Source organism: Lactiplantibacillus garii, assembly GCF_003885105.1.
GTDB classification, from domain to species: domain Bacteria; phylum Bacillota; class Bacilli; order Lactobacillales; family Lactobacillaceae; genus Lactiplantibacillus; species Lactiplantibacillus garii.
In genome coordinates this window covers 1-12,742 of the sequence record NZ_QWZQ01000057.1, presented here as the reverse complement: position 1 = coordinate 12,742, position 12,742 = coordinate 1, and the positions used below count along the sequence as shown (strand labels likewise).

Annotated in this window: 12 protein-coding genes and 1 other annotated feature; of the genes, 9 read left to right on the top strand and 3 right to left on the bottom strand. The window is 46.0% G+C overall.

All coding sequences use genetic code 11. From position 1 onward, the window contains the following. The 4 genes from D1831_RS14945 to D1831_RS12750 all read left to right on the top strand — a co-directional run. The coding region (locus D1831_RS14945) for an IS3 family transposase (protein WP_341483886.1) at positions 1–81 on the top strand (81 nt) is incomplete at its 5' end. A gap of 189 nt (positions 82–270) precedes the next feature. Beyond that, entirely contained in the window at positions 271–1,569 is a 1,299-nt protein-coding gene (locus D1831_RS12760; protein WP_125073265.1) for a cation:dicarboxylate symporter family transporter, read from the top strand. A gap of 70 nt (positions 1,570–1,639) precedes the next feature. Next, the gene (locus D1831_RS12755; protein WP_125073262.1) at positions 1,640–2,461 is read left to right on the top strand and encodes a MerR family transcriptional regulator; all 822 of its coding nucleotides are present in this window, start codon (positions 1,640–1,642) and stop codon (positions 2,459–2,461) included. 56 nt (positions 2,462–2,517) lie between these two features. Beyond that, positions 2,518–3,195, top strand: coding sequence for a DUF554 domain-containing protein (locus D1831_RS12750; RefSeq protein ID WP_125073261.1), 678 nt, complete (start codon positions 2,518–2,520; stop codon positions 3,193–3,195). A 59-nt stretch (positions 3,196–3,254) separates the two neighbouring features. Here the strand turns inward: D1831_RS12750 and D1831_RS12745 are convergent, their stop codons facing one another. After that, complete coding sequence (locus tag D1831_RS12745) at positions 3,255–3,761, bottom strand: YueI family protein (protein ID WP_125073260.1); 507 nt, start codon at positions 3,759–3,761, stop codon at positions 3,255–3,257. An 87-nt stretch (positions 3,762–3,848) separates the two neighbouring features. After that, the gene (locus D1831_RS12740) at positions 3,849–5,174 is read right to left on the bottom strand and encodes a sensor histidine kinase (protein WP_225422892.1); all 1,326 of its coding nucleotides are present in this window, start codon (positions 5,172–5,174) and stop codon (positions 3,849–3,851) included. A gap of 627 nt (positions 5,175–5,801) precedes the next feature. Between D1831_RS12740 and D1831_RS12735 the strand changes: the two genes are divergently transcribed. Further along, positions 5,802–6,569, top strand: coding sequence for a C39 family peptidase (locus D1831_RS12735; protein ID WP_125073259.1), 768 nt, complete (start codon positions 5,802–5,804; stop codon positions 6,567–6,569). Between the two features lie 372 nt (positions 6,570–6,941). Next, on the top strand, positions 6,942–7,607 hold the full coding sequence (locus tag D1831_RS12730; RefSeq protein WP_125073258.1) for a hypothetical protein: 666 nt from the start codon (positions 6,942–6,944) through the stop codon (positions 7,605–7,607). A 200-nt stretch (positions 7,608–7,807) separates the two neighbouring features. Here D1831_RS12730 and D1831_RS12725 read toward each other — a convergent pair whose 3' ends face one another. Beyond that, the gene (locus D1831_RS12725) at positions 7,808–8,278 is read right to left on the bottom strand and encodes a MarR family winged helix-turn-helix transcriptional regulator (protein ID WP_125073257.1); all 471 of its coding nucleotides are present in this window, start codon (positions 8,276–8,278) and stop codon (positions 7,808–7,810) included. A gap of 156 nt (positions 8,279–8,434) precedes the next feature. Here D1831_RS12725 and D1831_RS12720 point away from each other — a divergent pair, with 156 nt between their 5' ends. From D1831_RS12720 to D1831_RS12710, 3 genes are all read left to right on the top strand, one after another. Next, positions 8,435–9,823 (top strand): MFS transporter, encoded by a 1,389-nt coding sequence (locus D1831_RS12720; protein ID WP_125073256.1) that lies wholly within the window; start codon positions 8,435–8,437, stop codon positions 9,821–9,823. A 37-nt stretch (positions 9,824–9,860) separates the two neighbouring features. Then, positions 9,861–10,059: a binding site (T-box leader), on the top strand. A 58-nt stretch (positions 10,060–10,117) separates the two neighbouring features. After that, the gene (gene tyrS, locus D1831_RS12715) at positions 10,118–11,374 is read left to right on the top strand and encodes a tyrosine--tRNA ligase (RefSeq protein ID WP_125073255.1); all 1,257 of its coding nucleotides are present in this window, start codon (positions 10,118–10,120) and stop codon (positions 11,372–11,374) included. A gap of 126 nt (positions 11,375–11,500) precedes the next feature. Beyond that, positions 11,501–12,025 (top strand): ECF transporter S component, encoded by a 525-nt coding sequence (locus tag D1831_RS12710; RefSeq protein WP_125073263.1) that lies wholly within the window; start codon positions 11,501–11,503, stop codon positions 12,023–12,025. Positions 12,026–12,742 lie beyond the last annotated feature (717 nt).

The window sequence follows — 12,742 nt, the reverse complement described above, 5'->3', positions numbered from 1 at the left end:
AACTACAAGCGTCGCCAAGAAACACTAAATGGCATGACCCCGAAAGAATTTCGGAATCATGCCATTCTAAAAACTGCATAGCTATTTTAATTATTTGAACTGTCTACTTGACTCGGAGCAGTCCCGTGACAACGTTTTTTGCTTTATCAAATTCTAATTTGGTTCTCATTTTAGTGGACCTTGTGCTAAAATGTTAATATTGTTTGGCATAAGTTGAAAAAACATCCAGAAATGAGAACGGAGCGAGTAAGGTTGAAAGAGGAAACAAAGATGAAACGGTACCACCGTTTTCGGCTAAGTCTAGGATGGCAGATTCTAATTGGTCTAGTTCTAGGAATCGGATTAGGCGTCGTTTTTTATGGGAACCAAACGGCAATCACGGCGATGCAAAATATTGGGACCATGTTTATTAGTTTGATTCAAATGATCGTATTACCAATCGTGGTGGCCTGTTTAATTACCGGGATCGCTAACATGGGTGACCTAAAGAAATTGGGGCGAATTGGTGGCAAAACCATCATCTATTTTGAATTAATGACAACGATTGCGATTGCCCTCGGGTTATTAATGGGCAACGTTTTTCACCCCGGTGATTACATTAATATTCACCAGTTGCACGCGTCGAACATCAGCCAATACGTACAAACCGCTAAAACGGTTTCCCATAACGGGGTTTGGTCGACCGTGATGGGCATCATTCCCACCAACGTTTTTAAGTCGTTAGCGGCGGGGGACATGATTCCGGTCATTTTCTTTGCTGTTTTCTTCGGCTTAGGTACGGCGGCCATTGGTGATCAGGGTAAAGTCATTCTAGACTTTATGAATGCCGTGGCCGAAGCAATGTTTAAAGTGACGAATTGGGTTATGCACACCGCGCCAATCGGGGTTTGTGCGTTAATTGGGGTGACGGTCGCCGAAATGGGTTTAAAGGCCCTGGCACCGCTCGGGTACTTTATCATCCTGGCGTACATTACCATGGCCATTTTTATCGTGGTCGTCATGGGAATTGTTGCCCGGCTCTTTGGCCTCAACATTTGGCATTTACTACGAGTAATTCGGGACGAAATGGTGCTCGGCTTTTCAACGGCCAGCTCTGAGGCGGCGTTGCCCCGAATTATTGATAAAATGGGTAAGTTTGGGGTCAGCGAAGGCATCGTGTCCTTTGTGATTCCAACCGGTTACACGTTTAACTTAGACGGCTCGGCCATTTACCAGTCATTAGCCGCCCTATTTTTGGCCCAGGCTTACGGTATCCATTTGAGCCTGAGTCAGCAGATCACGTTATTGGTTGTTTTAATGATTACCTCTAAGGGGATTGCCGGGGTTCCCGGGGCCTCGTTCGTCGTGTTATTAGCAACGATTTCAACGATTGGTGTTCCGGTGCAGGGCCTCGCCTTCATTGCCGGAATCGACCGCCTAGTTGATATGGGACGAACGGTTGTTAACGTGGTTGGTAATTCGCTGGCCGCGGTGATTATTGGTAAGTCGGAACACGAATTTGACGAACCACAAAGTGAACGTTACTTAGCCCAGGTGCGGGCTGGACACGCGACGAGTGCCGTCAAGTAAATCGTAATTAGTTGATGAGTCTTGGAGGGGACACTCCGGGGCTCTTTTTTTGGAAAACGGGAGGTAGCAAATGCAACTAGATTTTTCAATTGGCCAATTAGCGCAACTTTTTGACGTTCCAGTCCCCACGTTACGCTATTATGATCAGATTGGTTTACTGACCCCGGCCCGGGTCGATCCCGCAAGTCACTACCGGTACTACGGCAGTGAACAATTTGAACGTCTGAGTACGATCAAATATTTCCGGGCGTTGGGGGTCCCGCTGGCACAGATCAAGGACTTTTTTGCGGCCCGGGAATTACCCAAACTAGAAGCCATGTTAAGTAGTCAGCAACGCGTGGTTCAACAACGATTACGAACGTTAAACGCCATCGATCAACGGCTTCAAAACCGGTTACGACAAGTTCAAGCAGCCCAAACTGCGCCGTTGGGACGGACGCTGTTGGTGAATTTACCGCCCCGCGCGATGGTGGCGCTTCAACACGCTTACCGTCCCCAGGATGATATTGAGTTGGTGATCGCAAAATTACGGGCCCAGTTCGGGTTAACTGAAAGTATCTTTTTGGGCAAAGTCGCCCTGTTACTATCCGCTACGGACCTGGCGGCGGACCAATTTGACCGCTATGCGGGAATTTGCCTCCTTTTTGAACCGGGCGAATCCCGGCCAGAACAGTCGGGACAGTTACCCGCCGGTGATTATGCACAGCTGACCTTTCGGGGAACCCACGCCGACGCGGCCCCGTATTATCAGCAATTAAAAGCTGATTGCCAGCGGCAGGGGTGGCGGCTTAACGGGGACGCCGTGGAAACGGCTTTGATTGATTACGGCATTACCGACGACGTGAAGCAGTCGGTGACCCGCATCCAAGTTCCAATCGTAAAACATGCTTGACCCTCAAGTTACTTGAGACTTTATAATGAAAATATTAATTGCAGTGGGGTGAGCCGATGATTGGGACGATTTTTAACGTCAGCATGATTTTAATTGGATGTACGGTGGGAAGTTTATTTAAGCGGGGAATCAAGCCGGCGTATCACGATATTTTGATGCAGGCGCTAGGACTGGCCGCTTGCATGATTGGAATCAACGCGGTGGTTCAACGGATGCCGCAGAGTAAGTACCCGGTACTGTTTATTGTGAGCCTGGCAATTGGGGGCTTAGTTGGGCAAGCGCTTGATTTGCAGGGCCGCTTTGATAAGTTAGTTAACCGGTTTTCAGGTGGTAACTTGGCGGAGGGGTTGGCAACGGCGGTGCTGTTGTATTGTATCGGATCGCTGTCAATTTTGGGGCCGATTGAAGCGGCTTTGAAGCACGATTACACGTTTTTATTTACTAACGGGATGCTGGACGGGATTACGTCGATCGTCTTAGCTTCCACGTTTGGTTTTGGAATCGCCATTGCGGCCGGAGTCCTTTTTATTTGGCAAGGCTCACTGTATGTTTTAGCGCTGCTTTTAAAGGGCGCGTTAAGCACGGCGCTGTTAAACGAGATCACGATTGTTGGGGGGATTTTGATTTTAGCATCCGGGTTAGGGTTACTGAAAATTAAGCAAATTAATACGCTTAACTTGTTACCAGCCCTCATCGTTCCCCCCGTCGTGATTAGTATTTTACAATTGTTTTAGGCTATAAGCCAAAAGGGCCCACCGTGCCGTACGCACGGGGCCCTTTTTGAATGTCATTATTAAGTGAGGTGGTGCCGTTGCCGAAATTCTTGGCGGTTACGCTCCAAGTGCCGGTGGATTTTTTCAATCAACAACTCGTGTGAAACGGGCGGTTTGCACGTGGCTGGGGCGGTTGCCGGAAAGCGCTCGTCAATGTTGATCGAACTGGGGGTAATTGCCGTCGTGGCGGCAAAGGCGATGGCTAAACTATCCGGGGTATGCTGATACATTAAATCATTGCGAATCGCAAACTTGATGTTTTGGTGATTGGCAAGTTTAACGTACCGGTCGAGAATATCTTGATCTAAAAGGCCGTGTAACAATAGTTGGTAGTCCGGATGGGCCGTCATTTCGGTTTGAAACGCTACTGAATAGTCGCGGGTCAGCGCTTGGGTAAAAGTAACGCCAAGGTCAATCCGTTCCCGGAACGTTCCCAAGTTACGGTGTTGTTCATCAGGATGTAACACCGGGGTGCCGAACATGGCCGACTGGAGGTGTTTGTCCATTTGATCATCGGATAAAGACATGGCTTTCAGTTCCTTTCAAGAAATCGATTATTACCACCATTGTAGTAAAGAAAGCGCTCTTAGTAAATTAAGATTTTCTAAAATCGGCTAACGCTGAATGGTGAGAATGGCCAAGAAAGTATCGTTTTTAATGCGGTAATGAACAGTCAGTTGTTTATTAGCCAACTGTTCAATGCTGCTCAGACCGTAGCCCAAGTGCCCCGGTTTCGTCGTAAAGCGACTTTTTGAAATGTGGGCTAAATCAATGTTTTCATTTGCTTGAAATTTATTTTGAATATTAAAAGTGACCGTACGCTTCGTCACTTCGATGGCCAAGTTGACCCGTTTATCGACCTTCACGGCGGCATCAATGGCGTTATCAAGCAAGTTTCCGAGGATCCGTACTAACTTAACCTGGTCAGTATCCGGTAAATCTACGGGTTGCAGCAGGGCGATTTCTAGGGTAACGCCCCGGCTAGCGGCCGCTTCGTACTTTGAATAAATTAAGCCGCTAAGGGCCGGCACGTGGAGGTAACGCAACTGTTCGGGGGCCGCGCTTGTTGTTAGCTCTTGGCCGTTGGGTAACACTTCCTGTTCAAAGTAGCGCTTTAGGCCGTCCATATCGTCTTTTTGAATATATTGGGAAAGACTAAGCAGGACGTTTTGGTAATCGTGCTTAAAGAGGTGTAGTTCCTGATTACGGTGGCTAAGCAGCACGTTATATTGTGAAACTTGATTTAGTAACTGCGCGTCGGTTAAGCGACTGTTTTTACTGCTGACCAGGTAAAAACTAATAATTCCAAAAATTACACTGGACGCAATGGCCACGTACATTTGTGCAACGACGGACAGTTCTAGGGCGTACGAGTAGGCCAAAATGTAAAGCACGTAGCAAAGCAGCACTAACAAGTAATCGTTACGATCAATTTGAGCGTGTTGGAAAAAGTCGGCCGTCGCGGAGCGAATGACTAAGTGGTGGGCCCAGAGCCCGACCAGTATGACGATGGGCAAGCCAATCACTACTGCGTAGAATAAGTCTAGGTTGGTGATAAATAATTTAAGACTCATGACCTGGCGCAACTTCATCTCAACATTGGAACCCATGAGTAACTTAACGAGACTCCCAGAGATGCCCCCAATCAGTCGCTTGAAGGCGTTCAAAAAGACAACGATTGGGAGTGCTAGAATCCACTTGGTGTAGAGAAAGCGGGTGCACATAATGGTGTTGACCACGGTAATTGGAACAATCCAGAACAGGACTAGGGGCACGTGCGGGAAAAAAGGTGCTAACTGACTGAAGACGGCCACACCGATGATTGCCCCGGTCCACACCGTTGCAATGCGCCAAGTTAAAAACTCACGGAAGGCTAACATTAAGATGATCATTTCGTAAGTACCAGAAAATAATGACAGGATGTAAATTAAAATTTTCAAGGGAGGTTACCTCACTAAAAATGCATAAAATTGGTCAGATTGTTAGTTGACATTACTATCATAATGCAAAATAAAATCGTTTCCAGTATAAATTGAGGTTTCGTGGCCGAAACTCACAGTCAGTTGGCTGTTTTGTTTGTACGTCAGGTTGGACCAGTCAAAACTAGCGTTAAACCGATTTTAGAAGGTTAGGAAGCTAAACACAATCAAGGGCAACTTTGACTGTTAACGCCGTCAGTACTGACGTGAATGTTGTTTGATGCGTGAACCTCCGAACGGGACTTGCCAATTTTTTTAGTTGGTATGACCAAGAAGTTGTGAATTCAAGCGTGTGTCCTTGTTGAGTTAATTCTTATTTGGTTAATTAGCGGCTAGAACTCCTAGGCTCGATACGGCGCCAAGTTTTGGGGCAACTGGGAGTTATTCGGTGAAAGTTTTGAAAAGGCCGCTTAGGACTGCTTGGGCAGCCATGGAAGCGCTTTTTGAATTGCAATGGTGGCCGGGTCCCACCACCTAAAAACCTTAGAATCTAAAGGTGTTTTTCGAAGTTAGTTCATGGTATGATACTCATTGATTGTTGGCGCTTTAATTGTTCAATAATCTAAATAAAGAAACGGGTGGAATCAGATGCCAAGACATTTACGTAAACGTCGGCGACCGTGGTCGCTGATTATAATTGCCATGGTGCTTTTGGGGGTCATCGGCTTCACGGTTTCGCAGGCTTCGGATTGGATTGACGCGTCGTTTACGACTAAGAAGAGCGCGCCGAGCAAACCAACGGCGGAATCGAAAAAGAAGGTTAACCAGGTGTTACTGGACGTTCCCCTGGTTAATCAGATGACAACACCACGTTTGTATAACGGGTGTGAAGTAACATCGTTGACCATGATGATGAACTACGCGCACATTAACGTCACTAAAAATCAGTTAGCCGAAAAATTAACTAGTGTACCAATTACTTATGATAACGGGGAACACGGCAACCCGAACTACGGGTTTGTTGGCGACATTAATGGGGATGATGCCGGTTTGGGCGTTTACCACGGTCCCATTTATAAATTGGCTAAAACCCAGACAACCCACGTTAAGGATTTAACGGGGGCCAGCTTTGGAACCGTCATTAAAGAGTTGGAAGCGGGGCGGCCAGTTTGGACGGTAACGACGGTATCGTTTGCGCCGGTTAGTTCCATGGAAACTTGGCAGACGCCGCAGGGATCGGTTAAGATCACTTACGATATGCACAGTGTGGTTATCGTCGGGTTTAACCGTGCCAAACAGAAAATTTACATTAACAATCCGTACGGCCAGAAACAGCAGGCCGTTAACTGGCAGGACTTTCAAGCAGCTTATCGGCAAATGGGCAGTCAGGCCATCGTGCTGACGCTGAAACACTAAACGTTATAAAGTGATGAAGGAATCAATCTGATGAGGGGGAACTCGACGGGTTGGTTCTTTTTTGACTGGAAATAAACATTTGTTAACAAGCTGTAACTTAATTGCAATCGAAATGAAGTCGTTTTTCGGCCAAAAAAGCTTATGATAAAAGAGTGCGATATTAAAATAATCATAAAAGGCAATCAACTATTTTGATAAGCTCAATTTGTGATGGTTTTCAGAAAGTATCAGCAATAATAATTATATTTTGATATTATAAAGTTAGTGCAGCCACGTTAAGGGGAACGACGCTACGGGCGGTTAATCCGAGTGGTGGGCTGACACGTAGGAAGTACCAGGAAAGTAGTTGCGAAATTAGGAGGACATTTTTTTATGGATTTTAAGCGGAAAGTTAAACTGGGTATTGCAACGGCAACGGGCGCGTTGGTATTGGGCTTAGTAGCCGTACCATCGGTAAATCACGTTTTGCACGCGGCATCAAATAACGTTAGTTCGGTTAGTCAAACGGCGGCCCCAACGACCGTTAAGGCAACGAATCAAACGGTTAGTGCGAAGAGCGCCAGTGGAACGAAGGCTAACTATAGCGTGCAGTACGTTAAAGCCGGGACCAACTCTAAGACCGCAACGTATAAGAAAACGGATTACAACACTAAGGGTGATGCCAAGGCCCAGGTGGATTATCTGGCTGCCGCTCAGGGTGACACGGTTAAGTTAAATACGGGTGAAACGGCGACCGTTCAAGGCACGATGGGACGGATTTACGTTCACTGGAATACGGGAAATTGGTCGGTCACCACGATTGCGAATACCGAGGATGTGGCCAAGAACCCGGCCAAGTTTGCAAACCAGGTCAATGAGCAAATTCAAAAACAGAATTTGACGGATAAGGCGGTTACCAATGGTTCGGTCACGGTCTATAACCAGGCCCAGTCTGGTGAGGCGAACTCCGTTAAGTGGCAAAAGTCCGACAAAGTGTCCCAAGTACAAGGTCAACAGGCGAACACCGTCATTAAAATCGCAGCTACCGCAAAAAACTAGTCTATAATCAAAAAATTTGTACATCGTAAAGAAAGCATGGGCCAAAAGTCGTTTAGTTTGTGAGTATTAACGTGGAACGAACTGACTTTTGATACCATTACCACGGCACTTTAAGGCGCATAAATTACTCGAAGTAAAATGAGTAATTTATGCGCCTTAAAGTTTTGTTCCAGGTCCTTTTTGCAATTAAGCAGGATAGCTTAATTGTCGTTTGCTTTTAGTCCCTTTTTAGACGGGGAGGAAGTGGGCTGATCAGTAAAAGTTTGGCTAAGTTGTTGTAACCCGTGGTAAGTAGGCTGAAAGTTTGATGCTAACAAACGTTGCATACGTTGCTCGCTCGTGATGAAAAAGGCTTCGATTTGAGCGGCCAGTGGTCGGGCTTTGGGCGTGAGCAGTAACCGCTTATAGCGGGCATCCTTAGTTGCGGGTACCCGAATAAGTAAGTCTTTAGCCACCATGGCCGTCACGAGACTTGAAGCGGTTGCTTTGCGAATGTTAAATTCGTGCTCCAAGTCGCGTTGAAAAACGTCCTGTGAATTTTCATGGTCGGCGATGTAGTTAATGGTACTTGCCTGCATTTCGGTTAGACCAAGTTGCTTGGCAAAGTGGGCGGTATCACGGGCAAGGGCGTTATTAGCCTTTTTGATTGCGACCCCGAGTGAATTTTTCATGGTAGCCTCCAGAATTAGTTCGTTTTCTAACTAAAATGAATTATATCAAGTTAAGGTGGATTGTCAATCTAATACTAACACTAGTAATTTCGTGCGTTTATGTTAAACTAGGTAATTAGTTCTATTACGAACTATATTTTGTTGGAGTTGATTTTAATGCAAAAAAAAGTGGACCTAAAGTTGATTTTGGCGGTCGTAGCGGCCGGACTGTTATCGTTTTGTGGGGTGGTTGTCGAGACCGCGATGAACATTACTTTCCCCGTCTTGATGCGCCAGTTCAGTCTGAACACCGCAACTGTTCAGTGGATGACGACGGCTTATTTACTCGTGGTCGCCATCATTGTCCCTATTTCAGCCTTTTTAAAACGGCGCTTTAAAACGAAATCGTTGTTTGTGACCGCTAACTTGTTGTTTATCATTGGTTTGGTCATTGATGCGGCCGCGACTAGGTTTGGTGTGCTGGTTCTTGGGCGGATCGTGCAAGGACTAGGGACTGGGATTGCGCTGCCGTTAATGTTCAATATTATTTTGGACTGGGTCCCGGATGAACAACGGGGGACGTTAATGGGAATTGGCACCCTGATTACGGCCATTGCGCCGGCCTTAGGACCAACGTTTGGCGGGTTGGTCGTCAGCAGTTTGAACTGGCACTGGATTTTTATCCTGTTGTTGCCATTACTGTTGATTTCGTTGGTATTAGGACTATATGCTATTCGGCAGGCAACACCGCCGGTTAAAACGAGTTTTGATGTTCCGGCTTGGTTGATGGTTATCCTAATTTTCGTGGGGTTCACCCTTGCGTTTAGTAATTTGCAACACGTTGTGACCCGTCCAGGACTAGTTGGTAGTTGGTTAGTTTTGGGACTAGCGGGGTTGATAGGGTTCGTTTTGATTACGCGCCGTTCAAAACAACCGTTGATTAAACTAGACTTGTTCAAATTTCGTTCGTTTGATTGGCACTTATTCGGCTTTTTCCTAGTTCAGGTAAACGCACTTGGACTGGCCTTCATTTTGCCTAACTACATGCAATTGGTAAATGGTCAGAGTGCCTTGTTAGCGGGATTATTTGTCCTACCGGGCGCCGCGGTCGGTGCTGCGTTTGCACCACTGGGCGGTCGGATTCTAGACGAATTTGGCGCTACTAAGCCCATTTTAACGGGGGCGGTGATCTTGGCGGTAGCAATCGCCCTGTTCACGGTATTAGGAATGCATCTAAATGGTCCGGTGATTTTAGTGATCTACATTTTGCTAATGGTGGGTATGGGACTCACAATGGGGAACACCATGACGAGCGGGCTAAGCCAATTACCCAGTGTCGAACAGGCGGACGGTAACGCGGTGTTTAATACGTTGCAACAGTTTGCGGGCGCCACGGGGACGTCACTCGTTTCGGCGGTGATTACTTTAGTGCAAACCCGCACGGTGGGGTCACAAGCTTACCGAACGGCCCGGGGCTCAACGGTGGCGTTAACCTTGCTGTTAGTTCTAATTCTTATCAACTTGGTTGCCTTGGTCATGGCCATGCGGACGCGAAAACGTGATTGACTTTTAGCGACGGAGTGCTTATGATGTTAGGTAATAATTAAAAGTAGTGATTCCTAATTAGTAGTGATTAACCCAACAGTAAAGCGAACCGGTGGTTGGTGTGAACCGGGCTGTGGTTAGTGACGAATTACATGGGATGAACTGCCAATCGGCCGGATGATATTCGTTACCAATCAATGAGCGATCGCGTTAAACGCGATAACTTGGGTGGTAACGCGGAAAAACTCGTCCCTGTTGAATAGACAGGGACGAGTTTTTTTATTTTATTCGGACCTTAACTTAGGAGGAAAACACATGAACATTATTGATGATTTGAAGTGGCGTGGCGCTATCAATCAACAAACCGACGAAGCCGGATTGAAAGAGCTTACCGAAACGCAGTCCGTTTCGTTGTACTGTGGGATTGATCCGACTGGGGACAGTATGCATATCGGGCACTTGATTCCATTTATGATTTTGAAACGCTTCCAATTAGCGGGTCATCACCCGTACGTCGTGGTTGGTGGCGGGACCGGTGCCATTGGTGATCCTTCAGGTAAGAATTCTGAACGCAAGCTTCAAACGATGGACCAGGTTAAGCATAACCAGGACGGTCTAAACGCTCAGATGCACAAGTTGTTTGGTTCGGATAAAAACTTCTCAATCGTTAATAACTACGACTGGTTATCCAAAATTTCGCTGCTCGATTTTTTACGGGATTACGGGAAGTTGTTCAGTGTGAACAACATGCTGAATAAAGAAGTTGTGGCTAGTCGGCTTGAAGTGGGGATCTCCTACACGGAGTTTACGTACCAGATTCTCCAATCCGTTGACTTTTTGCACCTCTACCGTTCAGAACATGTTCAACTCCAAATTGGTGGGGCGGACCAGTGGGGGAATATTACGGCCGGTACGGATTTGATTCACCGCTTAGAAGGTAACGATGCTAAGGCGTACGGATTAACGATTCCGCTACTATTGAAGGCTGACGGAACAAAGTTTGGGAAAACCGCTGGCGGTGCCGTTTGGTTGAACCCGGAAAGAACTTCTCCTTACGAATTTTACCAATTTTGGATTAACCAAGATGATCGTGACGTGGTCAAGTACCTCAAGTACTTCACTTTCCTTAGTCATGAAGAAATTGACCGGTTAGCTGAAACGGTGAAAACTGCTCCTGAAAAGCGGGAGGCCCAACGTCGCTTAGCAGAAGAAGTGACTGAATTTGTCCACGGTAAAGAAGCCGTTGTCGAAGCCGAAAACATTACCAAGGCGTTATTCACCGGTGATGTTCAAAAGTTGAATGCGGATGAAATTGAACAAGGTTTTAAGGGAGTACCGTCTGCGGATGTCACAACTGAAAAACAGAACATTGTTCTGTGGTTGGTGGACGCGACTAAGTTTGAACCTTCACGGCGTCAGGCCCGGGAAGATATCAAAAACGGCGCTATCCGGATCAATGGTGAGAAAGTAACCGACGTTGATGCTGAAATTGATCCAACGGCTGCCTTTGACGGCAAGTTTGTGATCGTTCGGCGCGGGAAGAAACGTTACTTCCTGGCACGCGTTAAGTAAAGCAAAAGTAAGAAGGGTTGAATCCGAAGTGGTTCAGCCTTTTTTCTTAATAATGAAATAACTTTTGGGTGTAGAATGGGAAACATCGATGGGGCGTTAGATTCAATCGGCAAAGTGTTTGAGAGGATGGTTAAATTGACGGATGGCAATCAGCACAAGATTACGACTAAGACCGTTACGACGTTGGGCATTTTAATTGCCGTGACGGTCGTGATTTCATTATTTTTCCATATTCCGGTACCGATGACGCACGGCTATATTAATTTATGCGATGCGGGCATCTTTATTGCGGCTCTATTATTTGGACGGCGGGGCGGAGCCATTGTTGGTGGTGCGAGTGGACTCCTGCTAGATCTGTTATTAGGGTATTCGCAATATATGATTTTTTCGTTGATCGTTCACGGATTAGAAGGCTGGATTGCTGGTCAATTTGGTGCGGGACGCCGCAAGGGCCAACAAGTGGTAGCACTGGCGGTTGCGTGCGTTGTGATGGTTGGTGGTTACTTTATTTCGGATTCAATTATGTATACGATTCAAACCGGCTTAGTTGGTATTCCGACTAACTTTGTTCAGGCGGTTGTTGGCGGTTTAATTGCTTTTCCGGTAGTTGCACGGGTCAAACGCCACGTTAAAACGGAGTTTAATGCCTAGTTAGCATGTTTGAGCGGGGTGCTTTGTTGATGGGTGCTGAAGTGAGCGGGTCAAACGCCGTTCAGTTTGTGAGCATCAGAGTGTGTCAAAAGTTGTTAAGCGGAGCCCGCTGACTTTTGGCACCCGTTTCGACAATAATTGTTCGGAGATGAAATTTCGGCTATGACGTTTGTCACCGCCGAAATTTTTTTAAGCGGAATAAACTGGTTTTTGACACTCGCTTCGACACCACGGACTAGCAAAATGAAGCTGAACTTTAACAGTTGTGTCGCAGGTTCTTTTTGTCTAAAAACATTTAAAAGATTTTGCGCTATAAATAATGTATTTTCATAAACGTGAAACAATTGCGAATTAATTGTTGACAGTTTCATTACAGCTTGGTATATTAGTAAACGTTGTTGCAACGGGCAGTGCCTATCAAGTTTAAAAATTATTGTTGACAATCATTTTGTTACTTGGTATAGTTATTCCTGTTGTCGTAAGACAGCTATAGTAATTAAGCAGTGTTAATTTTCTTTGAAAAAAGATGTTGACAGAAAACGCTTTAAATGCTATTATGATTGAGCTGCTTGGGTAACTGAGACAGCGATTTAGACCTTTGAAAACTGAACAAAGTTTCGACGAATCAAATGTGTAGGGTCTCTTGAACTTGATTCAAGAGCAAAACATTTGCGAAGTCAATTCGCTAGCAAATAAATTTTAGTACAACATTAAATG

Coding starts and splice junctions, on each gene's coding strand:
- D1831_RS12725 (WP_125073257.1), bottom strand. CDS start 8,278: ATGAAAAATTCACTCGGGGTCGCAATCAAAAAGGCTAATAACGCCCTT.
- tyrS (WP_125073255.1), top strand. CDS start 10,118: ATGAACATTATTGATGATTTGAAGTGGCGTGGCGCTATCAATCAACAA.
- D1831_RS12710 (WP_125073263.1), top strand. CDS start 11,501: ATGGTTAAATTGACGGATGGCAATCAGCACAAGATTACGACTAAGACC.
- D1831_RS12750 (WP_125073261.1), top strand. CDS start 2,518: ATGATTGGGACGATTTTTAACGTCAGCATGATTTTAATTGGATGTACG.
- D1831_RS12760 (WP_125073265.1), top strand. CDS start 271: ATGAAACGGTACCACCGTTTTCGGCTAAGTCTAGGATGGCAGATTCTA.
- D1831_RS12755 (WP_125073262.1), top strand. CDS start 1,640: ATGCAACTAGATTTTTCAATTGGCCAATTAGCGCAACTTTTTGACGTT.
- D1831_RS12745 (WP_125073260.1), bottom strand. CDS start 3,761: ATGTCTTTATCCGATGATCAAATGGACAAACACCTCCAGTCGGCCATG.
- D1831_RS12730 (WP_125073258.1), top strand. CDS start 6,942: ATGGATTTTAAGCGGAAAGTTAAACTGGGTATTGCAACGGCAACGGGC.
- D1831_RS12720 (WP_125073256.1), top strand. CDS start 8,435: ATGCAAAAAAAAGTGGACCTAAAGTTGATTTTGGCGGTCGTAGCGGCC.
- D1831_RS12735 (WP_125073259.1), top strand. CDS start 5,802: ATGCCAAGACATTTACGTAAACGTCGGCGACCGTGGTCGCTGATTATA.